Below are 26,175 nucleotides of genomic sequence, written 5' to 3' on the forward strand. Positions count from 1 at the left end.
GAGCGCCTTTATTCATTGCTGTATTACTGCTCGCTGATCGACTTCACTTCAGCCTTGTTCGCGCCGCCAATCGCAATGCGTTTAGGCTTGGCTTCCTCCGGCACCACTCTGAGCAGATCGATGCTCAGCAGGCCATTGGAGAGCTGCGCGCCCTGCACTTCAATGTGGTCGACCAGGCGGAACGACAAGCGGAACGCGCGCTGGGCGATACCTTGATGCAGGTAGGTGATGTTTTCGTCGTGTTCGCGTTTGCCGCCGGCGACGGTCAACACGCCTTTTTCCACCTGGATATCCAGGTCGTCTTCCACCAGGCCGGCAGCGGCGATCACGATGCGGTAGTGATCATCACCATGCTTCTCGACGTTATGGGGTGGGTACGTGGTACCGGCCTCGCTGCGAAGCGCCGATTCGAAAAGGTCGTTGAAACGGTCAAAGCCAACGGAGTGGCGGAACAGTGGGGCCAACGAGAGAGTAGTAGCCATTGCAAAATCTCCTGAGTTTTCTCCAAGTGATTTGATACGCGACCCGTATTCGGCATCGCGTAAAACCTAAGTAGGTTCAGGGGAAAAAATTTCAAGCGACGACCCAAAAAAAATTTTCCTGCCGACAAACAGCTGTTTGGCTCCTCGGACTGAGGTATCAGAACAGGCCTATTCCGCAGTCTCGGCCACGCCCTGATCCTCCCCCAGAAACCCGCCGCTCTGGTGATGCCATAACCGCGCATAGGTGCCGTTCTTCTCCAGCAACTCGGCGTGGCTACCTTGCTCGATGATGCGACCGTTATCCATGACGATCAGTCGATCCATGGCGGCAATCGTGGACAGTCGATGGGCGATGGCAATGACGGTCTTGCCCTTCATCATTTCATCCAGGCTTTCCTGGATGGCGACTTCGACTTCCGAATCCAGCGCGCTGGTGGCCTCGTCAAGCAGCAGGATCGGAGCGTTCTTGACCATCACGCGGGCGATGGCGACCCGCTGGCGCTGGCCGCCGGATAACTTGATGCCGCGCTCACCCACCAACGTGTCGTAACCGCAGTGGCCTTGTTTATCGCTCAGTTGGCTGATGAAGCCGTCAGCCTGGGCACTCGCGGCGGCACTGCGGATTTGCTCGTCGGTCGCATCGGGGCGCCCATAGGCGATGTTGTCGCGAATCGAGCGGTGCAGCAGGGATGTGTCCTGGGTAACCATGCCGATGGCGCTGCGCAGACTGTCCTGAGTGACGTGGGCGATATTCTGCCCATCGATGCAGATCTGCCCTTTGTCCACGTCATAGAAGCGCAACAACAGATTGATGAGCGTCGATTTACCGGCACCGGAGCGTCCCACCAGGCCGATTTTTTCACCTGGGCGGATGCTCAAGCTCAGGCCGTCGAGAACCTGGCGTTCGCCGTTGTAATTGAAGCTCACGTTGTCGAACGTCACGGCGCCGCCGTGGGTGACCAGCGTGGCGGCATCCGGCGCGTCCTGCACCTTGGGCCCGCGGGTCAAGGTTTGCATACCGTCCTGCACGGTGCCGATGTTCTCGAACAGCGAGGTCATCTGCCACATGATCCAATGCGACATACCGTTGACGCGCAACGCCATGGCGGTAATGGCCGCCACCGCGCCGGTGCCCACTGCCCCTTGGTGCCACAGCCACAAGGCATAACCGCCCGCGCCCATGATCAACGCAACCACCAGTGCCTGATTGACGATCTCGAACTGGCTGACCAGGCGCATCTGGCGAAAACCGGTCTGCTTGAAGTCCTCCATCGCCGCGCGCGCGAAATGCGCTTCACGCTTGGAATGGGAGAACAGCTTGACCGTGGTGATATTGGTGTAGGCGTCCGAAATACGCCCGGTCATGGACGAGCGCGCATTCGCCTGCTCCTGCCCGACTTTGCCCAGGCGCGGCACGAAGTGCCCCATGGCCAGGCCGAACAACGCCAACCAGGCAATGAAAGGCAGCATCAGCTTCGGGTCGAAGCCGCCGGCCAGTGTGATAAGCGCGATGAAGTACACACCGATTCCGGGGGCCATCTCGATCAGGGTGAACAGCACCTCGCGCACCGACAGCGCCGTCTGCATGACCTTGGTGGTGACACGGCCGGAGAACTCGTCGGAGAAGAACGACAGGCTTTGTCGCAGCATCAGCCGATGGAAATCCCAACGCAGCCGCAACGGCAGGTTGATCGCCAATACCTGGTGCTGCACCAGCGTGCGCAGCGCTACCAGCCCAATGCTGGTCACCAGCACGATACCGATCCCCCACAGCACCCGGCTTTCCTGCCCGCCTACATCGCCGCCGGCTTGCCAGGTCGACAGCAGGTCCACCACCTGTCCGAGAAAAGCAAACAACCAGGCTTCGTAGATCGACACCCCGGCACTGAGCAGCGCGAGCGCAACGATATAACCCCGGGCACCACGGGTGCAGGCCCACAAAAATCGCGCCAGGCCCTCGGGGGGTGGAGGCGCCTCGTCGGGCGGGAAAGGGTCGAGGCGTTGTTCGAATGCACGAAGCATAGGGTTCTCCAGAACGATCTAGTCCGGGGATTCTGGCATTTAAAGCTTGGCTTGAGGGCGTATCGGGATAGAACCCTGCTCTGCAAGCAGGGTCTGCTCTTGAATCAGATCTCAGGAATACGTCGAATGTCAGCGCAAAACAGTCTTGTCATGCTCGCTCGAGGAGGCTACGCCGCTCGGGGAGTGCTGTATCTGATCATTGGTATCTTCGCGCTGCTGGCAGCACAGGACTCGACAAAACCGAAGGATAGCCACAAAAGTCTGGAGGCATTGCTCAGCCAACCATTCGGCTATTTTTTAATTGGGGTTGTGGTGGCGGGCCTGCTCTCATTTGCCTCTTGGCGCATGCTGCAGGCTACCCGTGATGTCGATCATCATGGCAAAGAACTCAAGGGTTTGGTGATTCGAACCGGCCTGTTTGCCGGAGGCGTCGTTAATGGCGCGCTGGCGTTTTTTGCATTGGGCCTGCTTATAAGCGGCATTAAAAGCTCGGGTAATTCCGGGGGGCAGGCCAAAGACTGGCTGTCCCATCTATTGTCCTGGGAACATTCGAACATGCTGGTTTACCTGATCGCCCTCATTCCGCTTGGGGTCGGTATTGCTCACATCATCAAGGGATGGAAGGCATCGTTCGAAAAATACTTTGAGGCCGATGAAGATGTCATGCGCTACGTGCGCCCCGTATCGCGATTCGGATTGATCGCCCGTGGCGTGGTGTTTTTAGAGATTGCAGTGTTATTGGCCATCAGCGGTTCCACTTATCAAGCCATGGACCCACCCGGCATGAAGGAGGCGCTGGACGCCCTCCAGAACCTACCCGCTGGGTGGTTGCTTTTGATGGTAATGGCCTTGGGGCTGATCGCTTTCTCGGCTTACAGTTTTTCTGAAGCCTTCTGGCGCAAGATCAATATGGATGTGCCGGGGGTGGCGAGAACGTAGCAGGCCACGGCCGTTTGTGGCGGTTTTAGAGACGCGCTTATGCTGTGCGCTCGAATCACCCCGGAAAAATCCAAGGCAAAAAAAAGCCTGCATCGCTGCAGGCTTTTCCCTATCTGGCTCCACGACCTGGACTCGAACCAGGGACCCAATGATTAACAGTCATTTGCTCTACCAACTGAGCTATCGCGGAATGCGCCGTATGTTACTGATTGAAAAGGAGAAGTCAAGCATTGCCTGGCAAACGCGAGGATTAATTACCCGGCCCGCCCGTCAGCGGCTGTTCTGCGGCCAAGTCCAACCAGGCGCGGGCGGCCGGTGGCAAGTGGGCGTTGGCGCGCCAGGCCAGGGCGATGTGCCAGTCGGTGTGGGGCTCGTCCAACGCGACCAAGGCAATGCCGGCGTGTCGATGCTTGTGCGCCAACATTCGCGGCAGGAAGGCGACGCCCAGGCCAGCCGCGACCAGGTCGACAATAAAATCGATCTGCCCGCTGCGTGCCGTCACGCGGGGGGTTACGCCTTTGCGCTCGCAGGCCGCGAGGATCTTGGCGTTCAGGGCGAAACCGGCCTCGAACAGGATGAAGGGCGAGTCTGCCAGGTCGGTAAAGTCGATACACTCACGCCCTGTCAGGGGATGGTTCATGGGCAGCACGGCGATCAGCGGCTCATTGCGCACCGGTTGATAGTCGAAGCCCTCGTCAATCGGTAACAACAGTGCCGCCAGGTCGACCTCTCCTTCTTCCAGGCATTCGCGCAGGCGCTTGCTGCCGTATTCGGTCAGCTCAATGTCAATGTCCGGGTAGCGGCTGCGGTAGGTGGCGAACATGGTCGCAAACAGCACGCCGCAGCCTACCGGTGGCAAGCCGATGCGCAACATACCGCGCTTGAGACCGCGCAGGTCGTTGATTTCGCCGAGCAGATCGCTGTGTTCGGCCAGCAATACCTGGGCGCGACGGTAGGCAATTTCGCCGGCGGCGGTCAGTTGGTTACGATGCCCAAGGCGGTTGAGCAGCGGCATGCCCAGTTCCTCTTCGAGGGTTTTGACCGCCTTGCTCACGGTGGACTGGGTGAGGGATACCACCTCGGCTGCCTGAGAAAAACCACCTTGGCGCACCACCTCGACAAAGGCGCGCAGTGTTCGCAGATTCATCGGTATTCCTTTGGCGACTGGAAGCCAGTGATAAAAGTTGTTTTTATCATGACAGAAGTTCGCTTAAGGTGGAGCCACCTTGCCCTGTGGATTGACCGTTGATGATCATTTCGTCCGCCTCCGACTACCGCGCCGCCGCCCAACGCAAACTGCCGCGTTTTCTGTTCGACTATATCGACGGCGGCGCCTACGCCGAGCACACGCTGCGGGCCAACAGCGCGGACTTGGCCGACATCAGCCTGCGCCAACGCATCCTGCGCAATGTGGATAACCTCAGCCTCAACACCACCGTGCTCGGCCAGAAGCTGACGATGCCGGTGATTCTCAGCCCGGTAGGGTTGACCGGCATGTACGCGCGCCGTGGCGAAGTACAGGCAGCCAAGGCCGCCGCCAACAAGGGCATTGCGTTCTGCCTGTCGACGGTGTCGGTGTGCTCCATTGAGGAAGTGGCATCGCAAAGTCCGCAGGCCATCTGGTTCCAACTTTATGTGCTCAAGGACCGCGGTTTCATGCGCAACGCGCTGGAACGCGCGCAGGCAGCCGGGGTGACGACGTTGGTGTTCACCGTGGATATGCCCACGCCGGGGGCGCGCTATCGCGATGCTCACTCGGGCATGTCCGGGCCGTACGCGGCCTCGCGGCGCATGCTGCAGGCTGTGACCAAGCCGCAGTGGGCCTTCGACGTGGGCCTGATGGGTCGCCCCCATGACCTGGGCAATATTTCCAAGTACCTGGGCAAACCCACTCATCTGGAAGACTACATTGGTTGGCTGGCCAACAATTTTGACCCGTCGATCAGTTGGAGCGACCTGGAGTGGATCCGCGAATTCTGGAAAGGTCCGATGATCATCAAAGGCATCCTTGACCCCCAGGACGCCAAGGACGCCGTGAGCTTCGGCGCCGATGGCATCGTGGTGTCCAACCACGGCGGCCGCCAATTGGATGGCGTGCTGTCCACCGCCAAAGCGTTGCCGGCGATTGCCGAGGCCGTGGGCGATGACCTGACGGTGCTGGTGGACTCCGGCATCCGCTCCGGCCTCGACGTGGTGCGCATGCTCGCCCTGGGCGCCAAAGCGTGCCTGCTGGGGCGCGCGCCCTCCTACGCGTTGGCCGCCGACGGCCAGCACGGGGTCGAAAACCTGCTGGATATTTTCGCCAAGGAAATGCGCGTAGCCATGACCCTGACCGGTGTGACCTCAATCGAGCAGATTAACGCCGACACCTTGGTACAAGCAGCCAAATAACCGGCGCGGGCCCTCCACACCTGGGGCTGGCCTGCTACAGCGACCATTGATTCGTAAGGTTTTTTATTAAATTAAACGAAGTGGCATGAATCTCGCTCTAACCTGTTCCAAGCAGGTCCAGCGATGACAAGACGTGCGGCGGTGCCCAGGGGTTAAAACCCACTGTAAAGCGGTTTAGACTGTTTCCATGTTTTACGAAACTGACGGAACAGTAAGACCCCGGCACTCGCCACACGCATCGGGCCTGTAAGACTCTTAGAGGCCAAACGGTTATGAAAACACCTACCCAGACCAACGCAATTGATTTCGACACAGCCAAATTGCAACGTCTGGGCTTCGGCCAGCCGTTCCCGCCACCCCGCCGCCCCACCACCGTCGCTCAACTGCGCCAGCAACTGGGCCTGCAATTGCAGACCAGCCTGGAACCGGAGCGCATCCTCAGTGTGTTCTTCCGTGAGATCCAGCGCCTGGTGCCCCTGGATGCCCTGCATTATCGTCACGACGCCGCAGACCTGCGCCTGGAGTTCGGCCAGCGCGGCCATCACTCGGTGAGCTACAGCCTGAGCCACGAGGGCGAGCATCTGGGAGAACTGATCTTTCGCCGTAACCAACGCCTGAGCGAAGAAGAACTCGGCCAGCTCGAATCGCTGCTGGCCACCCTGCTTTATCCCATGCGCAATGCCCTGCTCTATCGCGCGGCCACTCGCAGCGCCCTGCGTGACCCGCTGACCCAGACCGGCAACCGCATCGCCATGGATCAGACGCTGCAACGGGAAATCGACATGGCTCGCCGGCACCTGAACCCACTGTCCTTGCTGATGCTGGACATCGATCACTTCAAGCACATCAACGACACCTACGGCCACGCCGCCGGCGACGACGTATTGCGCGAGGTGGCGGCTGTCATCAAGGCGCAGCTGCGTAACGTGGACATGGTGTTCCGGTTCGGCGGGGAAGAGTTTCTGATCCTGCTGTCCAACACCAGCCGGGAAGCGGCGGCGGTGGTCGGGGAACGCCTGCGCAAAGCGACCCTGGCCCAGGACTATTGGGCCGACGGTAAACGGATTGAATTGACGGTAAGCCTGGGCTGCTCGACATTGCTGGCCGCCGAGTCGGCCGAGAGCCTGCTGCGCCGGGCCGATAACGCGTTGTACGTGGCCAAGCGCGAAGGCCGCAATCGCTTGGCAATGGCGGGGTAAGCACCCCGCCACCGCGTTACATCAGGCTTCGCTGGCGACACGCTCCTGGCGCTCGCGCACAGGGGCGCTGGCGAGGCTGACAGGCTTGTCTTTTTCAAGACGCATGCAGCTTTCCAGGAACAGGTACATGTAGTCGTAGCTCTTGCACACGGCCTGGCGCAGTTCCACCTGCAAGGCCTTGCTCGGGTTCATCCCGGCCAGGGTGCAGATGATTTCCAAGGCTTCCCACGGGTGCGCGTCATCGTACTGGGCGTGCATCTTCAGCCACTTCATTGCCCGTTTGCGCTCCTCCTCAGGAAAGGCCGCGGCGTAGACACCCGTGGAGCAGACCACGGCCGACCATTCCCCGGTCGCCCCTTCGATTGCGTAGTTGGTGGCGGCAATTGCCACGATCAACGAATCGGCCGAGCTGGTATGCCAGCACCAATGACTCAGTGCATGCAACTCCGGCGGCACATGCTGGGCCTGCAACTCTTCCAGGCTCACCCCATGGGCGTGCGCCCAATTGACCCAATAGTCGGCATGGTTGAGTTCCACGCGAATATTGCGCATCAGCCAGCGCCGCGCCATATCCTCCCCAGGATGGCGGGCAAACTTAGTCTTGGTGAGGTTTTGTGCCATGTACAGGGCAAACTGTTCTACCACGGGCCAGCCACCGATCAAGTAGTGACGCATGGTCCGCGCGCTGAGCGTGTTGTCGCGCATGCGCTGGTACAGTTCGTGTTCGACAACCCGGCGCTTGCTCTCGCTACAGTCCTGGATCAGTTGCTGTGCCCAGGCAGGGTAACTTGAGGCTTCCATCAGCGGGCCGGTTCTGTTGAATGTGTCGATCACTATAAGGCTCCTTTTTAAGTGTGATGTTTACAGACCGGCAAATGTTTCAGCGGAATGTGCCGGGCGCCTTGAATAACAGGGGCTGCGGCCGCACAGGTCGACATTGCAAGCTATCAAAGGTAAACAACTGCGGTCGTTCGATCAGGTAGCCCTGAGCGTAATCCACCCCTATTTCGAGCAGTGCCTGCTCGATTTGGGGTGTTTCGACAAACTCGGCAATTGTGCGCTTACCCATGACGTGGCCGATGTGGTTGATCACTTCGACCATGGCGCGGTTAATCGGGTCGTCCAGCATATCCTTTACGAAACTTCCATCGATCTTCAGGAAGTCTACAGGTAAATGTTTCAGATACGCGAATGAGGACATTCCGGCACAAAAATCATCAAGTGAGAAATGGCAACCTAAGGCTTTGAGTTCATTAATAAAACGAATTGCACTGGCCAAATTGGCAATCGCACTAGTCTCGGTAATTTCAAAACAAATCATTTCTGGCGGGATGTGATAAGAGGCGAACTTATCTCGTAAAAATCCTAAAAAATCGTCATCGCCGATGGTAATACCTGACAGATTAATCGCACACATGGCCATGGGCCGGCCCGGACGCTCGTGCAGGCAGCGGGCAATGATCGCGAACACATTCTCCACCACCCAGCGATCCAGAGAAGTGATCAGGCCATAGCGCTCGGCCGCCGGAATAAAACTCTCGGGCAGGATGATGCGACCGGCTTCGTCATGCAGGCGCAGCAGAATCTCGATATGCCCACTGCCGTCCTCGGTGTGGTTCAAGGCAGCGATTTCTTGGGAATACAGGCAGAAGCGGTTCTCTTCCAGGGCCATGTGCAGGCGCTGCACCCAGGCCATTTCGCCGAAGCGCACGGACAACTCGGAGTCGTCGGCGTGATACACCTGCACGCGGTTGCGCCCCTTCTCTTTGGCCATGTAGCACGCCATGTCGGCAGCGCGTAGCGACGCTTCCAGGGTGGTCGGGGTGTGGGAGATATGCACCAGCCCGATGCTCACGGTGGTCACGAATGGCCGGCCTTTCCATACAAAATGCAGGCTTTGCACAGTGTGGCGCAGGCTCTCGGCGATCTTTTCCGCGGCCGCCGGCGGGCAGTTCTCCAGCAAGATGCCGAATTCATCGCCACCCAGGCGCGCCAGGGTGTCGCCCTCGCGCAGGTCCGATTGCAACAGCGCACAGATATGCCGCAACAGTTCATCGCCCGCCGCATGCCCGCAGGTGTCGTTGACCAGTTTGAACTGGTCCAGGTCGAGGAACATCAAGGCGTGGCGCCCAACCTGCTGATGCGCCAACGGGTACAACACCTGCTCCAGACGGAATTCGAATTCACGCCGGTTGGCCAGGCCGGTCAGGGCGTCATGGGTCGCCTGCCACGACAGATTGGCGATGTACTGCCGTTCCTGCGTCATGTCGTGCAGCACCAGCACTGCACCACTGACCCTATCGCCACTGCGAATCGGCGCACCTACCAAGGTGACCGACACAGTGCTGCCGTCCAGGCGCTGGATGGTCTTGGCATGCTCGCTACCGCCCCTGAGCTGGCCCTTGACGATGTGCTCGATCAGGGTGAAGCCGTCGGGCTGGGCATTGTCGTCCAGCAGGTTGAACAGCGCCGCCAGGGGCAAGCCCTGGGCCTGGCTCGACTTCCAATGGGTGAGTGCCTCGGCCGCCGGGTTCATGTAGGTAATGGCACCGTCGACGTTGGTGGTGATCACCCCGTCGCCAATCGACGCCAGAGTGATCTGCGCCCGCTCCTTTTCCACCTGCAGCGCTGTGGCGAACGCATGGCGCTGGCTCAATAACTTGTGGGTGCGCAACAACGCCAGCACGATCAACCCCAGGGCAGTGGTCAGGTTGGTGATCAACAGCAGGCGCAGGATCACCCGCGAGCCTTCGCCCAAGGCATCGCTGAAGGCTTTGGCGGCGGGGGTCACGCCGTCGTTGATGGCGGTGATACGGGCCTTCCATTGGCGCACATCGTTGGCGTTGACCTGGTCGGCGCTGATCGCGGCGTGCATCTCCTGGGCCAGGTTATCCAGCTGCACCAGGTAGCCATCGCCCACCGTCCACAACTCGATGGCCTTTTCCAGATAGCTGAAATGCCGGAAGTTCAGGTACAGCCAGATCACGCTCGACACATCGTCCGGGTGGTTGCCGCCCTTAAGTATTCCCAGGCGTGCGGCGTCGAGGTCAGGGGTTGGGCGGTCCAGGGCAACGCGCAGTTCGTGCCCGCCCTGAGGCACGGCGATGGCGTGCTGGTATTTCAGGTAGGTGGCTTCGTCGCGATTATCGGCGTACAGCGTGAGGTAATAGATGGCGTCTTTCTGGCCCTTGGACCACAGACTCTCGCCGCCCACGTAACCACGCACAGCCGACAGCACATACAGGCTGCCACAGCCCAGCAATGCCTGAAACAGCACGACTGCGATAAAGGGCCACACAATGCCCAGCAGCCGAGGCGTTCCGAAAGTCCGCTTTCGCTTCATGAAGTCCCTTGCATATGCACTGCTCAATACGCACGCTAAAACCCGCTTCCCTGCTACAGCCTAAGCTAAATCAACGTACTTGTTGCAAGTGTCCATAAAGCTTGGCGTAAAGGCCGCCATCGGCGATCAACTGCTGGTGGTCGCCATCTTCGGCAATGTGCCCGCCATCAAACACTAATACCCGGTCCGCCTGTTTTACCGCCGACAGACGGTGGGCGATGATCAGTGTAGTACGGCCACTGAGAAACCGCGCCAGCGCCTGATGCAAGTTATATTCGGTGGCGGCGTCCAGAGCCGAGGTCGCTTCATCGAGGATCACCACTTTGGGCTCGGCCAGCACCATCCGCGCAATCGCCAAGCGCTGGCGCTGGCCGCCGGAGAAACGCACCCCGGAACGCCCCACCACACTGTCCAACCCCTGAGGCAGGGCCCTGACGGTGGCGTCCAGCTGGGCGATTTCCAGCGCTTGCCAGCAAGCCTGGTCACTGCGTTCGCGGCCCATGGTCAGGTTGGCGCGCACCGTGTCGTTGAAAAGCGCCGGGTGCTGCAACACCACCGCGACGTGCTCGCGGATGGTCTCCAAGCCAATCGCCTGCTGGGTCGCGCCGCCAAAACGGATGGTGCCGGCCTGGGGCGTATAAAGCCCCAGCAGCAGTTGCACCAACGTACTTTTGCCGCCGCCGCTGGCGCCGACGATGGCGACTTTCTCACCCGGCGCGATGCTCAGGTTCAACTGATCGAGCACCAACTCTTCGCCGTAACCGAAATCCAGCCCGCGCACTTCGATGCCGACGGTGTCGTGCCCGCTGAACGGGTCTTCGCCGCCGACATACTGCGGTTCATCGGCACGCGCCAAGAGTTCATTGATGCGCGTCAGCGCACCGCCCGCTGCGTAATAGGCGTATTGCAGGTTCAGCAATTGCTCCACCGGGCCGATCATGAACCACAGGTAGCTGAACACCGCGAGCATCTGGCCGATGGACAGGTCGGAAAACAGCACGGTAAGCATCGCCGCCGCACGGAAGATGTCGATGCCGAACTGGAACAGCAACCCGCTGGCCCGGCTGGAGGCGTCGGTTTTCCATTGCGAGTGGATGGCGTAGTCGCGCACTTCCTGGGCGCGCTGGCCGAGCCGCCCTAGAAAGAAGCCCTGGCGGTTGCCGGCGCGTACCTCCTGGATGGCATCGAGGGTTTCGGTCAGGGCCTGGGTGAAACGCGAAGTGCTGTCGTTTTCAAGTTTCTTCAGGTGTTTGACGCGCTTGCCCAATTGCACCGTGGCGTAGATCACCAGCGGGTTGAACAGCAGGATCAGCAGCGCCAGTTGCCAGTGCATCCACACCAGGATCGCCGAGGTGCCGACCAGCGTCAGCATCGCCACCAGGAAACGGCTCAGGGTTTCGCCAACGAATTTGTCCAGCGTGTCCAGGTCGGTGACCAGGTGCGTGGTCACCGTGCCGCTGCCCAGGCTTTCGTATTCGCCCAGAGAGATGCGTTTGAGCCGTTCGATCAGGCGCACGCGAATGCGGTACACGATGTCCTTGGCCAACCGTGCGAACAGCCGCGCCTGCACCACGTTGAACAGCAGCGCGCCGCAGCGCAGCAGCAAGGTCACCAGCAGCATCAGGCCGATGTAGCCCGCGGCTTTCTGCCAACCCAGGGGCAGCGCGTGGTTCATCACCTTGAGCGCGGCATCGCCACGGCCCAGCAGGACTTCGTCCACCAGTAACGGCAACAGCAAAGGGATGGGCACGCTGCACAGGGTCGCCAGCACGGCGACGCCATTGGCGATCCACAGGGATTTCTTGTGACGCAGGGCCAGGCGGCGAATTTCCGCCCAGGTCAGTCGGTCGGTGCGCTTGGGCTGCTCGGGCGTGGCGGGCTGGTCATGCACAGGCGCCTCGCTTCAGCCATCGGGCCAGCAAGGGCGACAACTCGGACAGCGGCTGATAACCATTGGTCAGCAGCGCCAACTGGCCGTCGCGCTCGGCCAGCAGCGTCGGGAAACCGGCGATGCCCAAATCCTGCACCCAAGTGAAATCGGCGGCCGTGGCGGCGTGTTGCTCGGCGCGATCGAACTCGCCGGCAAACTCGATACGCGGGATGCCGGCCTGCTCGGCCAGCTCCACCAACACCTTGGCCAGGGTCACGTCGCGGCCTTCGACATAGAACGCCTGCTGGATCAGCCCCAACAGCTTCCATGCGCAATCCGGCGCCAGGCTGCGCGCGGTGACGATGGCGCGGCACGCAGGCTCCGTGTCATAGACAAAGCCATCGGGCAGCGCCCCTTCGCGCTTGAACGGCTGGCCGGTGGCGTCGGTGACGGCTTGCCAGTGTTCGAGAATATAGCGCCGCGTGGTCGGTTCCAGCGCCGCGCCGCTGCCGGTGCGCAGGCCGCCCACCACCAGATGTACGTCGACGCCGGCCACGCGGGCCTGCTCTACCAGGGCCTGCGCCACCGGGGCAAAGCCCCAGCACCAGGAACACATCGGGTCCATTACGTAGAGCAGGCGCGCGGACATGGCTCAGGCCTCGGAAGGGGTTTGCTTGTAGTTGTAGCCAATCGGGTGCGGCATGTTGCGGGCCTTGGCCAGCTCAATCTGCTTTTGCCGGTCGATCGCGCTGCGACGGGTTTTCTCCGGCAGCTTATCCCAGCAGTGCGGGCAACTGATGCCGGCCACATAGTGTTCGGATGCGCGGTCGGAGACACTGACCGGGGTACGACAGGCATGACATTGATCGTAGTCGCCTTCGCTCAAGTCGTGGCGCACGGTCACGCGGTTGTCGAACACAAAGCAGTCGCCCTGCCACTTGGTTTCTTCCTGCGGCACCTCTTCGAGGTACTTCAGGATGCCGCCCTTGAGGTGGTACACCTCATCGAAGCCTTCGCTGAGCATGTAGCTCGAGGCTTTCTCGCACCGAATGCCGCCGGTGCAGAACATCGCGACCTTCTTGTGCTTGGCTGGGTCGAAGTGGGCTTTGATGTAGTCAGGAAATTCGCGAAAACTGGTGGTTTTCGGGTCGATCGCGCCTTCAAAGGTGCCGATGGACACTTCGTAGTCGTTGCGGGTATCGATCAACAACACTTCCGGATCGCTGATCAGCGCGTTCCAGTCCTTGGGATCGACATAAGTGCCGACCTGCTTGTTGGGGTCGACGCCTTCGACGCCCAGGGTCACGATCTCTTTCTTGAGCTTGACCTTGGTGCGGTAGAACGGCTGCTCGTCGCAGTACGACTCTTTGTGGTCGAGGTCGACCATGCGCGGGTCGGTCTTCAACCAGGCGATCAGGCCATCGATGCCTTCGCGGCTGCCGGAAACGGTGCCGTTGATGCCTTCTTCGGCGATCAGCAGGGTGCCTTTGATGCCGTTGTCGACCATCGCCTGCAACAGGGGCTCGCGCAAGGCGACGTAATCTTCGAGGGTGACGAACTTATACAGTGCCGCCACGACAATCGGTTGAGTCATGGGTGTTCTCTCCAGGTGGCTACCCTCGTAAAGGGTGAACCGGATGCAAAAAAACGCGGGCCAGGCCGCGCGGCGCGCATTCTAACAAAACCCCGGCCGCGCCGCATCGGCACTCAGTCGCCGATATTTCCTCGACACCCGCGCGGCATTGGCCGACCTCGGCCGCAAAACCTGCGTGATAGCGTCGGGCGTTGCCCATTGGATCCACTGGTGGGCTCACTGGAAGATCGTTGTCATGCACACTCTAAGCAGTCCCCTGTTGGCCAGACTGCTGGACCGGCCCGCCCCTCCCGGCGAGGGGAAGGTCGACTTCAGCACGGCCCTGCATCAACTCGGCGTTACCAGCGTCTTTGACATTGTGCGCCTGCCCCGCGCCGACTTCATCCGGCAACTGGGCCGCCTCAACGATGACGATGGCGCCCAGGCCTACGACACCGCGCTGGCCTACGCCACCCAGCTGCAATGGCTGTACGAGCTGCAGCCGACCGACACGCCGCCCGCACGCAGCAAGCGCGAGCTGGACGCGAGCGGGTCATCCCTGCTGGCTGAAGACTGGGCCAATGCCTGCGCGCCCGATGCGCTCGCCGCGCTCGATTCGCCGGTGGCTTATCTGCGCACGCTGTACCTGTTCGCGCGGCAGCTGGAACAGAACGGCGTGGGCACCTGCGATAAAGTCCTGCTGAGCCAACGTCGCCCGGATCTGGAAGCGCTGGTGATCGACCACGACAGCACCTTCACCCAGCGCCCCCTGCTGACGCTGGTCGATGACATGCTGCGCAAACACATCAAATACCACCATCCGCGCCAGAAGCTGTATCGCCTGCTCAGTACCCAGCACTACCCCCTGACGCTGCCGTATCACCATCACCACTATCAATGTCGCCTTGGGCTGGCCGGCACCCGGCACCGCGTGGGCGAATTGAATTACCGCATCAGCAAACGGCTACCGTTCGATGCCGCCGGCAGCGCGCGATATGGCTGGGTACAGACGCACAACCCCGATGTGCAATGCCTGTTAAGCGACCTGAACCCCGGACTACAAACGCTCCTGCTGCAACCGCCCCTTGAAGCCGGCACGTTGTTTCAAACCTGCTTCGGCCTGGCTGGCGCACCGCAGACCCTGCAAGCGCTGCTCGACGCCACCGCCCTGAATACCGCGCAGTTGCACGCGTTGCTGGCAGAGGAACGTTTTGCCCCCCATGCCTCCCCCTCCGCCAAAGATATGCCGTTGCCCCTTTACGGAGCTCGCTATGTCAACGGCACCGATCAGTCGCCGATGACGGTGGCGAGTAATAACGCGCAGTTGCTCAATATCACGGATGAGCGCTTCGACCGCCTGCAGCGCATGATTCGCCTGCAACGCGGGGTCGATTTGCCATTTGCCGAACTGGATACCTTGATCGTCAGCGCCATGGCCTGTGAACGGCCGATCAACGCCCACCTGCGTATCAGCCACAGCACCCTGCGTGCGCTGGGAGTGTTTCGCTACCTCAATCGCCGCTATGCACTGACGCCCCTGGCGTTCAGCGCCTGGCTTAATCGCGTGCCGTTGCAGGCCAGCGCCACTGCGCAACCGTTGTTCGACCAGGTGTTCAATCCCACACCGGTAGGCAGCCAACCACTGCCGCTGGACGACCAGGTGTTGGATGCGCCGACCCGCCAGCGCCTATGCGCCGCGCTCGAACTCACAGACACGCCAAACTCGTTGCACCTGCTGATCGACGCCTGCCCCACCCCAGTGTTGCGCAACCTGGCGACCTACTCGGCGCTGTATCGGCAGGCGCACATCGCGCGCACCTTCGGCTTGTCGGTGCAGCACTGCCGACAGTTGGCCGACCTGCTTGGCCCTGCGACGTGGAGCCACTTGACCGCCCCGACCTTGCGCAGCGGGGAACGTGTTGCCGCAGACTTTCTCGACGGGCTTATGCAACTGGATTGGGCCGTCACTTGGCTCAAGGACAGCCACATCAGCGTCCCCCAGTTGCGCCAGCGTCTGTTGCTGGAGCCGGTTAGCGATAACCCGGCCCTGGCGCGCTGGGTCGATTTGCTGCGTCACCCCCCCTATGAACTGCCATCGGCCTGGCAACTGGCGCCGTTGCCGCAGCCGGCCGCCGCCGACAACCTGCCCCCCATCGAATGGACCGGCGTGCTCGCCCAGGCGTTCGGACCGTCAGCGGACCTGTCCCAACCTCGACAACCCTCGCTTGCCCTGGACCAGGCGATTTCGACCCTGAGCCTGAGCCCGGTGCCCGCCCAAGACGCAGTCCTCAAACAGCAAGCCAAGGATCGACTGACGCCCTGGCTGCAACGCATCGCAGACAAAGGCCAACGCGTGTGCATCCAGCAGTTACTGGATACCCCGGTGCCGACGCCCTACAGCAAGGAGCTCACGCTTTACTACAACCAGTTCCTCAACAGCGCAAAAACCCCGCCGGCGCTCAAGCACCTGATCCTGCTGGCGCCGGATGTCACCACCCTGCTGGCCTTGCCGGTGAACGACACGTCATTGCGTCAACTGCTGCTCAACCCCCATTGGCTGGACCGCGCGCTGGCGCCGTCGACCCTGCTCGAACTGAACCTGGGCACTCTGTATTTGTTGCAGCGCTTCAAGGCGTGCTGCGACACCTGGGGCCTGACCCAGGACGAGCTTCTGGACTTCTTTCGGCGCGCCAACGGCAACGGCGCGCAGCCACTCGACACACAACTGAGCCACTGGCTGGGCTGGAGCGAAACAGAACTGCGGGTGCTCACCGATACCTTGCCCACCAGGCGTGTCACGGCCATGGATCAGTTGGATTGGATCCTGCGCTGCCACCAAGCGTGCGCCGCCACGCGCCTGCCCTGCCAGGCCCTGCTGGACGCAAGCCACCTGAGCCTCTCCAGCGACTTCAGCCAATGGAAGGCCCTCGGCGAAGCGGTCATTGCCGCGCGCCACTAAGGGCCGCTTCCCACCCGGACTCAAGGAACGACTATGTCTGAGCCCCTCGAACACCGTCTCAACGAAGCCCGCCGCGATGCCATGCTCGGCTTCTACCTGGCGCATTGCATCAGCGCCCCGTTGAAAACCACCCTGCGTACCCCAGAGGATCTGTACGACTATTGGCTGCTGGATGTGCAGGTCAGCCAGGCCGTGCCGAGCAGCCCGGTGGCCAGTGCGATCACCAGCCTGCAGCACTACATCAACCGCATCCTGGGCGGGCTGGAACCGGGCTACGACACACAGGGCCCGTCGCCTGACGAAGCGCGCGCCTGGCAAGACAGCCTGCGCACCTACCCGCTGTGGAGCGCCAGCCAGCAACTGCGTTACCAGCCCCACCACTTCCTCGACCCCACGCTGCGCGAGGACAAGAGCGCCAGCTTCGAGCAACTGGAAAACGACCTCAACCAGCACCGGCTGCAACCGGCCACGGTGCAAAGCGCCGTGCAAGGTTACCTGGCACGATTCGAACACATCGCGCGCTTACAGACCCTCAACGGCTACATCGACGGCGACGTGCGACAACTGGACACCAGCACCTATTACTTTGTCGGCAAGTCGGTCAGCGACGACCTGTATTACTGGCGCTCGCTGGACCTGTCCAAGCGCTCCAGCGCCAACCCCAGGGCACCCGCGCCTCGGGCATGGAGCGATTGGAAGCCGATCAACCTGACGTTTTCCGCCGACACTCCGGCCCACAGTGTGCGGCCGGTGCTGTTCAATCAGCGCCTGTTTATCGTATGGGCCGAGTGCATCAAGCCGGCGCCGTATCACGCCGTGCACGGCCCGGTAAACGACATTGGCGAAGACGAGGACGACGATGAAAAACAGCGCCACGCCGAATGGCTCAACAGCCGCTTCGTGAAGTTGCGCCTGTGTTTTTCCTATCAAAAACGCGATGGCAGTTGGAGCCTTCCCCAGGTGGGCCTGGAGGAACATTGCGTCACACGCGGGATCAATGCGCTCACCCCCGAACAACTCAAGCGCATCACCCAGACCATTGCGGTGGTCGACAGTCGCAGCCCCCAAAGTCTGTTCCTGGGTATACGCGCCAACACGTTGAACCATGGCGGCGAACAGCCGGGGGAGTTCTTTCAAGCCATCAGTGTCGATCAGGCACTGGACATCAAGGTGGTGGCGTCCGCCGGCAGCCCGGGGCGTTACAAGATCGTGCCGGGCTCGGCCGTTGCGCTGGAAACCATCCGTCTGCTGGAGGCTTACGAGTCTACACAGAACACACCGTTGCAGACCGCCCTGCTCGGAGGGCTCGACGAAGCCAATGTGTTTTCCAGCGCCTTGCTGCCGCCGTTCGCCCACCGTTACTTCGGGTTGTTCTTCGATATCAACAAGGACAGTCTGCAATTCAAGGCCAGCCTGACGGATGACTACACCGAGCCCGTGCTGACCCTGACACCAGAAGGCTCGCCCCAAGCCCCCTTGAAAACCTGGGATTTCGAAGCCAGAAGCCAGGACATCCTCGACGCCGACAGCATCAGCACCACGTTCGACCCGATCACCAACGAAGTGGTATTCACCTCGAAAACCGCCAAGCGCTTTTTGCAGACCTACAAAGTCACCCTCAAAACCCGGCATGCCGAAGCGAGCATTACCTTGGTCACCGAGTCAGCCATGCACGATTCGGCCATGGCCGATGTCGAGTTGAGCGAGGGCTCGGCCATCATCCTGGACAGCACGATCGTCTCGGACGTCGACGTCACGCACTACGCGATGTTTTTCAAAAACCCCAAGACCGGCAAGACCTTCGCCAATGCCATCTATGACAAAGGCAGCCTGTTGCTCACCCTGACGGGCCGAGCGAAGGCCGCTCAGGATTGGCGCGCCGGGCAAGACGGGACCAAGAACGTCACCGAGTATTCGCTGGAAGGCAAATTCATCGCCAAGAATGCCTTCCTGCATTTATATGCCCATGCGCAGGACAACGTGCTGGCGATCCTCGACCGCTACAGTGACTACGGCCTGCCAGGCGATCAATCCTCCAGCAAAAAACTGCACTTCGTAAATGACTTGCGATTGGTATACAGCAGCGCGTCGATGCCCATCCGGCTTTATCGCCACGTCATCATGCAGTCCCGGCTCAAGGACCGGCCCACCCCGCACGCGATCAGCAACAACACCGCGCAGATCCTTAGCTTCACCGACAGCGAACACGAAAGCCTGGCCGGCTCGGCACCGGAGTTGCCGGTCGGGCACGTCACGACCACGCGTATCAAACTGCCCAGCGGGCAACCGTCTTCGGCGGTCACGGTGATCCACGGCGTGATTACCCTGGAGAGCCAAGAGGATGGCGCACGGGTGCTGGGGTATGCGCTCAAGGCCGTCACCTGCACCCTCAGCCAAACCTTGAGCATTACCCAACCGGCCCGTTCCCCGCGTATCAGCTCCCTGCGCGAGGAAAGCGGGGAGCGCCTCGAAGTCCTCGATTTTTCCGCGAGCCTCAAACCGTCGCTGCCGGCGATCCCACTGAACAGCCGCCTCGCCAGCCAACTGTTCAAGAGCGCCACGGCTGCGCTTGATCCGCCGCTTGCCTGTGGTTTCACAGCGGTTGACGGCGTTGCGGCGCAATCGGCGGACTTCCACGGCGCGCACGGCCAGTACCTGCGGGAGCTGTTGATCTACGTGCCGTGGACCATCGCCCATCAGCTCAACCGGCAACAGCAATACGCCGAAGCAGAACGTTGGCTGCACGGGCTATACAACCCTCGCCAGCCGCATACCGGCACGCTGAGCGCGCTGACAGCCGCCCCTGTGGAGCTGAGTTACGCCTGCATCCAGCCCGATCGGCCCCATGAGCTGGCCCTGAGTTTTCCGCGTTACCTGCGCAAGGCATTGCATTTGCTCAATGTGGATATCCTGCTCAACCGCGGCGATGCGGCCTATCGTCAGTTAAGCCCCGACAGCCTGGCCGAAGCCAAGCTCTGGTACCGCCAGGCGCAGCACCTGCTGGGCACGCGCCCGACGCTGACCCGCGCCGATACTTGGACCCCGCGCGCCCTCGGAGACCTGGCCAGTACCGCAGCGCTGGCCATACGCGCGCTGGAGCACCAACCGGAGTACTTGCGCTCGTTGTCGCGCCAGTGTGTCACCTTCGGCCAACGCGCCTGGCTTATGGACAGCCCCTACCTGCATCGTCCTTTAAGCCCGCAACAGGTGGCGCGTTGGGACACTCTGGAAGCTCGCCTGCACGGCTTGCGCACCCACTTGGACATCACCGGCAAGCCGTTGCGCCCGTCGTTGTTCGCCGCGCCTTTAGCGCCTGCCGCGCTGCTCGCGCGGGCGGCGCACAGTGCCATGGGTGGCGCCGAAGCACCTTTGACGACCCGCCCGGAAGTCGGCCACTACCGCTTCCAGGTCATCGCCGGGCACGCCATGAATGCGGTCGACAGCCTGGCGCAGTTCGGCGCCACGCTGCTGGCGCTGATCGAACGCAAAGAGCAGGCGCACCTGCTCGACGTGCAACAACAGCAGGCTTGGGAGCTGGCCAGCCTGGTGGTGACCCAGCATACCCAGGCGCTGGCGATCGACGAAAAAAACCGCCAAGCCTTGCTGCACAGCCGCGCGGTGATCAAGGGCCGCCTGGACTTCCTGACCCAGCGGCTCAACGAAGGCATCAGCGCCGGTGAAATCGCCGCCGGCCAGCAGTACCTCGAAAGCGCCGCCTGGGAGCGCAAAGTGGCCATCGCCGGCATGGGCGCCGGTGCTGCCATGCTGGCGCCGAACATTTTCGGCACCGCCTTTGGCGGCATGCGTTTTGAGGGGTTGTTTCAAGGCTATCAGGCGTTCGCCCAGGGCGAGGCCAACGCTGCCCGCGCCAACGCCAACGAGCTGGAGCGCACCGAGCAGTTCAACCGGCGCGCCCAGGACTGGGCCCATGCCGAGCAGCAAGCGCGCCTGGAACTGGCGCAGGTCGACGCCCTGCTGCATACCCAGGCCGAACAGGAAAAAGCCACCCGCCTGCACCTGCGCAGTGCGCAGACGGCCCTGGCCCAGGCCCAGTCGACCTATCAACTGCTGAGCACCCGCACCGCCCGGGCCCAGCTGTATGAGTGGCTCAATACACAGTTGGGCACTTTCTATTACGCCCTGCATGACAGCACCCAATCACTGTGCCTGGCCGCCGAGGCGTGCTGGCAGTACGAAACCGCCGAACAGCGCACGTTCTTTTCCACTGAGAGTTGGCGCCAGGCCCACCACGGTTTGCTGAGCGCCGAAGCCTTGAAGTTGAACCTGCTGCGCATGAATGCGGCGTACCTGCAACACACGCCACGGGAGCTGGAGATCAGCAAAACCGTGTCGCTGCGCCATCGCCTGATCGAGTGCGGGGTGATGGTCCCGCAGATAAGCCCGAACACCTTGCCCACCAAGACCTGGGCCGATCACAAAGCCGCGCTGGTGCAGCACGGCACCTTGTGTTTTGAGCTGACCAAAGCGTTGTTCGATGAGGATTACCCTGGCCACACCTTGCGCCGCATCAAGCAGGTCAGCCTGTCATTGCCCGGCACCCTGGGGCCCTACGAGGACATCAAGGCCACCCTGACCCAAACCCGCAACGAAGTGGATAGCGCCGCTGGCGGCCCGCGTACCGAATGGCGCGCGCGCCAGCAGATCGCGTTGTCGCGGGGGCTGGACGACAACGGCCAGTTCAGCCTCGACTTCGACAACGACCCGCGCTACCTGCCGTTCGAATACACCGGTGCCGTGTCCTCCTGGCGCCTGGATTTTCCCCATCCGCAACGCCAAAAAGACCTGCTGGAGTCGATCACCGACATCATTGTGCATGTGCGCTACACCGCTCGACCTGCGAGGAGCGACGCATGAGTACCCCCGCTAATTCATCACCTATCCAACTGCCGGCGCTGCCCAACAGCGGCACGCCACCAGGCGCCACCAAGGGCTGGGCCCCTGTCGGCACCGACGGTGTCGCGCGCCTGGAGATCGCGCTGCCGATCAGCCCCGGTCGCGGCTACGCACCGGCACTCGCCCTCACCTACCGTAGCAACGCCGGCAACAGTGCGTTCGGCTTCGGTTGGGACGTCAACGTCGCGGCCGTGACCCGTTGCACCCGCCGTGCCGTGCCGAGTTACACCGAGGCCGACACCCTGCTGGGGCCGGACGCCCAGGCATGGATGCCCGAGTGCGACGCCAACGGCACGCCGGTGCAGACCCAGCGCGACACCTTCAATCAACAGGCGCTGGGCACGACTTACACCGTCACCCGCCACTTCCCCAGGGTGGAAAGCGACTTCGCGCGCATCGAACATTGGCACTCGGCCCTCGACCCCGCCGGCTTTTGGCGGGTGCAGGCCAGCGACGGCAGCCAGCACCTGTACGGCAAAACCCTCGCGGCGCGCATTGCCGACCCCGAACACCCCACGCATGTGGCGCAATGGCTGCTGGAGGAAAGCCTCAATGCGCACGGCGAACATATCGGCTATCGCTATCAGGCCGAAACCGATACCCACACATTCCCCCATGACAGCCGGGCCCAGCGCTATCTGCACAGTGTGTATTACGGCAATGTCAACGCTCGGGAAAAAGCCACGCCGTACCTGTTCAAGACCGACGACCTCTCGCGCCAAGCCTGGCACTTTCATCTGATATTCGACTATGGGCAGCGCAGCGCCGCTTTCGACCAGGTGCCTACCTATGCGCCGACCACTGACTGGGCCGTGCGCCAGGACCCGTTTTCCCGCTACGCCTACGGTTTTGAACAGCGCACGTTGCGCCTGTGTCGACAAATCCTGATGTTTCACGCGTTCCCCGACGAGCCGGGCATGGGGCCCGACCCAGTGTTGGTCAAACGCCTGCTGCTCGAACATCACGTCGGCCGCAATGGCTTGACCCAGCTGATGGCCACCCACGAGCAGGCGGTGGATGCCCACGGCACGCTCAGCTATCAACCGCCCCAGGAATACCTGTACCAGAGCGTCGCATTGAAGCTGGACAGCACACGTTATCGACCGTTTGAGGCGTTCCCCGGCCATGGATACCAGTTGCTCGACCTCTACGGCGAAGGCGTGCCGGGGTTGGTATACCGCACTGACCACGCCTGGTATTACCGCGCGCCCGTGCGGGCCGTGGACGCCGCCGACGCCGATGCCGTCGGTTACGGCCCGGCCCAGACGTTGCCGGTCAAACCGGAAATCGGGCCGTCGCGCCCGCGCGTCCAGGCGTTGCTGGATGTGGATGGCGACGGCCGCCCGGAGTGGGTTACGGCGCAACCGGGCATGCGCGGTTTTTTCCGGCTTGACCCACACCCGGACGAAGCGCGTTTTATCCCTTTCGAGGCATTGCCCGTGGAGTTGCTGCACCGCGACGCGGTGTTCGCCGACTTGATGGGCAGCGGCTTGGCCGACCTGGCGTTGGTGGGTCCGCGCAGCGTGCGCCTGTATGCCCATCGACAAGCCAAGGGCTTTGCCGCCGGCATCGAGGTGGCGCATGTGGTCGAGGACGATGACTTGCCTTCATTGAGCCCCTCACCCAGCGATTGGGTGGGCTTCAGCGATGTGCTCGGCAGCGGTCAGCCGCACCTGGTGCGCATCCGCCACGACGAGATCAAGTGCTGGCCCAACCTGAGCCGTGGCCGCTTCGGCAAGGGCCGGGTGCTGGCCACACTGCCGTTCCGGCATAGCGCGTTCAACCCGGCCAATGTGTTGCTCGCCGACTTGGACGGCTGCGGCGCCAGCGACTTGCTGTACCTGACTCCAGATGCCGTGCGCATTTACCTCAACCGAAGCGGCAATGGGTTCGCCGCCACGCCGTTGCTGTTGCCCTGGCCCGCCGGGGTGCAGCACGACGAACGCTGTCAGGTCAGCCTGGCGGATGTACGCGGGCAGGGGTTTGTCAGCCTGGTCATCAGCGTCATGCACCCGCGCCCGCGTCACTGGATCTACGACTTTTTCGACGCCAAACCGGGACTGCTGCGTTATACGTGCAATAACCTGGGCACGGTGGCCCAGGTGAGATACCGCAGCAGCGCCCAGGAATGGCTGGACGAGAAAAAGGAGCTTGAGGACGCCGGAACGCGTGCCGTCAGTCGGTTGCCGTTCACTTTGGACCTGGTTAAACAGCACATACAGCACGACGAAATCACCGGTAACACGCTGACCCAGCGTATGAGCTATCGACAGGCGTATTACGCCGCCGACGAACGTGCATTCCACGGCTTCGGCCTGGTACTGCAACGGGACAGCGACCTCCCCGCCGGCAGTTTGCTGAGCAAGCGCTGGTTCCACACCGGCCAGGCGCTCGACATGCCCCGCGACGGCTACAGCACCCACGACCCTGACGAAATCACCTTGGGCCCGACCTTACTCGGGCAGCACACCACGCCCAACACGGCGCAGCCCACCGACCACCAAGACCGCCTGATCACGGCCCCCACGCGCCAGGAACGGCGCGAGGCCGCCTATGCGCTCAGGGGCCTGCCACTGCGGGAGGAACGGTTTGCGCTGGATGCCGCCGACGGCGTGCCGTTTTCCGTGCAGCAGCATCGCTATCTGGTGCGCCGCCTGGCCCCCGCACACGGCGCACAGCCCTGGGCACGGCTGTTGCCGCTGAGGCTGGAGAACGTGGAGTGCCGCTACGAACAGGTGCGCGACGATCCGGTGTGCCAACACCAACTCAACCTGCGCTGGGACGCCTATGGTTGCCCGGTGCACAGCGTCACGGTGCACCACGCGCGGCGAAAAACCGCCGACGACACGCCGCCGGCACACCTCACCGATCCCCACGCCCAACAATGGTGGCGGGATACCCACGACAGCGCGCAACAGCGTTATTACCTGAGCGAGACCCTGAGCCAGTGGATTCATCACGATCAACCGGATCAATGGCGCCTGGCCCTGCCCTATCGCCATCGCACCAATACCTGGGCTTTGCCCAAGGGCGAAGCGGCGCACGGCCTCACGGATGCGGCCGTGCGCTATGAACGCTTTATCGACCGCCACAGCGGGCCGCTGGGGCCGCAAGCACCGCGTGAACTCAGTGGCTTGTCGGTACAGCACTACCGCGAGCCGGGCGGCAAGGGCAAAACCCTCGCGCCGGGGGTCGCCACGTTCCAAGCCCTCAGCGACTACCTGGAAACCGCCGAACTCGATGCCCAAGCCCTGGCTGCGTACAGGCAGATCCCCAGCCTGCCGGGCCAGCCGACTTGGGACACCGACCGCCAATTGCAGGACCTGGGCTACCAGCCCATGGCGGTGTTTTTTTTCGCCAACGCGGCGGAACAAAGTGCGCCACCGCGCGTGTGGTCGGTACGCCGGCAGTTCCCCCGCTACCTGAGTGCCAAGCGCTTTTACCGCCTGCGCAGTTGGCGCCTGACCGAGGATGCGGGTGAAACCACGCTGGATTACGACCCCTATTGGTGTCACGTCAGCCAGATCACCCAAGCAGACGGTTGCGTGACCCAGGCCACTTACGATTACCGCGTGCTGCTGCCGGTCAAGGTGGTGGACCCCAACGGCACACAGCAGGAGGTGCGCTATGACGGCTTCGGGCGGGTAATGGTCAGCAGTATTCACGGACAGGAGGCTGGCAAAGCTGTGGGCTTTGCGTCGTTGTCCTCCCTCGGCCATACGCAGGCGCTGCCGATGGCCCAGGTGATCCAAAAGCCCGAGACCTTACTCGGCGGCGCCGCCAGTGCCTGGGTGTATGCGCCATTCAGTTGGATGGGCACCGTTGCCCAGGCCGACCTGCGCCCATCATGGGTGAGCCAGAACTACCTGCTGCCGGGCGGGCAGATCCGCGCCACCGCCCGGCTGCGTCTGAAAAAGATCGGCGCGGCCGCCAGCCAGGAACAGCAGGCCCTGTACCGCTTGATCAACCAGGCGCAGCGCGAGCCGGTGCATTGCCTGATGCTGCAGGCCGATCGTTACCCCGACGACCAAGCCAGGCAGATTCACCAACGGCTGACCCATTGGGACGGCTGGGGTCGCGCATTACAAAGCAAGCAGAAGACCGAGCCCGGCCTTGCCCACGCCGTGGCGGCGGACGGCACATTGATCGTGGAAAACCAGCGCCTCCAGCAGGTCAGCGCCGATCCGCGCTGGCGCGTCAGTGAACGGGTCGAATACAACCCGCGAGGTTTGCCCATCCGCGTATACCGGCCGTATTTCGCCGACCGGCCTGGTTTTATCGACGACGCGTCACTGCGCAGCTTCGGCGTATGCGACCAGCACGTCTACGATGCAACAGGCCGCCTGGTGCGCACGCTCAACGCCAACGGTTCGCTCACGCGCAGCAGCTATTGGGCCTGGTACACGGTCAGCGAGGATGAGAACGACACCGCCGAGCCGTGAGCCGCGCGGCTGCCAGGGGACCGAACAAGTCCTTGGCAGCC

General features: G+C 62.1%; 14 protein-coding genes and 1 tRNA gene. 6 read left to right on the top strand and 9 right to left on the bottom strand.

Annotation, left to right across the window (positions count from 1 at the left end; all coding sequences use genetic code 11):
- Positions 1 to 23: 23 nt before the first annotated feature.
- Together HRH33_RS18580 and HRH33_RS18585 are read right to left on the bottom strand one after the other, a co-directional pair.
- The gene (locus HRH33_RS18580; RefSeq protein ID WP_034099277.1) at positions 24 to 482 is read right to left on the bottom strand and encodes an Hsp20 family protein; all 459 of its coding nucleotides are present in this window, start codon (positions 480 to 482) and stop codon (positions 24 to 26) included.
- A gap of 168 nt (positions 483 to 650) precedes the next feature.
- Complete coding sequence (locus HRH33_RS18585) at positions 651 to 2,504, bottom strand: ABC transporter ATP-binding protein (protein ID WP_167418053.1); 1,854 nt, start codon at positions 2,502 to 2,504, stop codon at positions 651 to 653.
- Positions 2,505 to 2,630: 126 nt separating this feature from the next.
- On the opposite strand from HRH33_RS18585, the gene HRH33_RS18590 reads away from it, so the two are divergent.
- Entirely contained in the window at positions 2,631 to 3,443 is an 813-nt protein-coding gene (locus tag HRH33_RS18590) for a DUF1206 domain-containing protein (RefSeq protein WP_094064881.1), read from the top strand.
- Positions 3,444 to 3,557: 114 nt separating this feature from the next.
- Here the strand turns inward: HRH33_RS18590 and HRH33_RS18595 are convergent.
- A tRNA-Asn gene (locus HRH33_RS18595) sits at positions 3,558 to 3,633 on the bottom strand.
- A gap of 60 nt (positions 3,634 to 3,693) precedes the next feature.
- Positions 3,694 to 4,590: a LysR family transcriptional regulator gene (locus tag HRH33_RS18600; protein WP_034138769.1), complete on the bottom strand. Its 897-nt coding sequence runs from the start codon at positions 4,588 to 4,590 to the stop codon at positions 3,694 to 3,696.
- A gap of 101 nt (positions 4,591 to 4,691) precedes the next feature.
- Here HRH33_RS18600 and lldD point away from each other — a divergent pair, with 101 nt between their 5' ends.
- Both lldD and HRH33_RS18610 read left to right on the top strand, forming a co-directional pair.
- Positions 4,692 to 5,834 carry an FMN-dependent L-lactate dehydrogenase LldD gene (gene lldD, locus HRH33_RS18605; protein ID WP_123478941.1) on the top strand — a complete coding sequence of 381 codons (1,143 nt, stop codon included), beginning with the start codon at positions 4,692 to 4,694 and terminating at the stop codon, positions 5,832 to 5,834.
- Positions 5,835 to 6,106: 272 nt separating this feature from the next.
- Positions 6,107 to 7,033 (top strand): GGDEF domain-containing protein, encoded by a 927-nt coding sequence (locus HRH33_RS18610; protein WP_167418054.1) that lies wholly within the window; start codon positions 6,107 to 6,109, stop codon positions 7,031 to 7,033.
- 21 nt (positions 7,034 to 7,054) lie between these two features.
- Here the strand turns inward: HRH33_RS18610 and HRH33_RS18615 are convergent, their stop codons facing one another.
- The 5 genes from HRH33_RS18615 to trhO form a co-directional block, all read right to left on the bottom strand.
- Positions 7,055 to 7,834, bottom strand: coding sequence for an iron-containing redox enzyme family protein (locus HRH33_RS18615; protein ID WP_373873652.1), 780 nt, complete (start codon positions 7,832 to 7,834; stop codon positions 7,055 to 7,057).
- A gap of 79 nt (positions 7,835 to 7,913) precedes the next feature.
- Positions 7,914 to 10,376: an EAL domain-containing protein gene (locus tag HRH33_RS18620; protein WP_167418055.1), complete on the bottom strand. Its 2,463-nt coding sequence runs from the start codon at positions 10,374 to 10,376 to the stop codon at positions 7,914 to 7,916.
- A gap of 70 nt (positions 10,377 to 10,446) precedes the next feature.
- The gene (locus tag HRH33_RS18625) at positions 10,447 to 12,267 is read right to left on the bottom strand and encodes an ABC transporter ATP-binding protein (RefSeq protein WP_034138773.1); all 1,821 of its coding nucleotides are present in this window, start codon (positions 12,265 to 12,267) and stop codon (positions 10,447 to 10,449) included.
- The gene (locus HRH33_RS18630; protein WP_167418056.1) at positions 12,260 to 12,895 is read right to left on the bottom strand and encodes a DsbA family protein; all 636 of its coding nucleotides are present in this window, start codon (positions 12,893 to 12,895) and stop codon (positions 12,260 to 12,262) included. Before HRH33_RS18630 ends, HRH33_RS18625 begins: the two co-directional genes overlap by 8 nt.
- Before the next feature lie 3 nt (positions 12,896 to 12,898).
- Positions 12,899 to 13,840, bottom strand: a complete 942-nt coding sequence (gene trhO / locus HRH33_RS18635; RefSeq protein WP_034099294.1) for an oxygen-dependent tRNA uridine(34) hydroxylase TrhO — start codon at positions 13,838 to 13,840, stop codon at positions 12,899 to 12,901.
- Positions 13,841 to 14,075: 235 nt separating this feature from the next.
- Here trhO and HRH33_RS18640 point away from each other — a divergent pair, with 235 nt between their 5' ends.
- From HRH33_RS18640 to HRH33_RS18650, 3 genes are read left to right on the top strand one after another with little or no spacing between them, the layout of a single operon-like run.
- Positions 14,076 to 16,778, top strand: coding sequence for a Tc toxin subunit A (locus HRH33_RS18640; RefSeq protein ID WP_243269832.1), 2,703 nt, complete (start codon positions 14,076 to 14,078; stop codon positions 16,776 to 16,778).
- Between the two features lie 33 nt (positions 16,779 to 16,811).
- Positions 16,812 to 21,653, top strand: coding sequence for a Tc toxin subunit A-related protein (locus tag HRH33_RS18645; RefSeq protein WP_167418057.1), 4,842 nt, complete (start codon positions 16,812 to 16,814; stop codon positions 21,651 to 21,653).
- Entirely contained in the window at positions 21,650 to 26,134 is a 4,485-nt protein-coding gene (locus HRH33_RS18650) for a SpvB/TcaC N-terminal domain-containing protein (protein WP_167418058.1), read from the top strand. The genes HRH33_RS18645 and HRH33_RS18650 overlap by 4 nt, the downstream gene beginning before the upstream one ends.
- Positions 26,135 to 26,175: the final 41 nt, after the last annotated feature.

The sequence above is a fragment of the Pseudomonas rhodesiae genome, assembly GCF_013285305.1.
Taxonomy (GTDB): domain Bacteria; phylum Pseudomonadota; class Gammaproteobacteria; order Pseudomonadales; family Pseudomonadaceae; genus Aquipseudomonas; species Aquipseudomonas rhodesiae.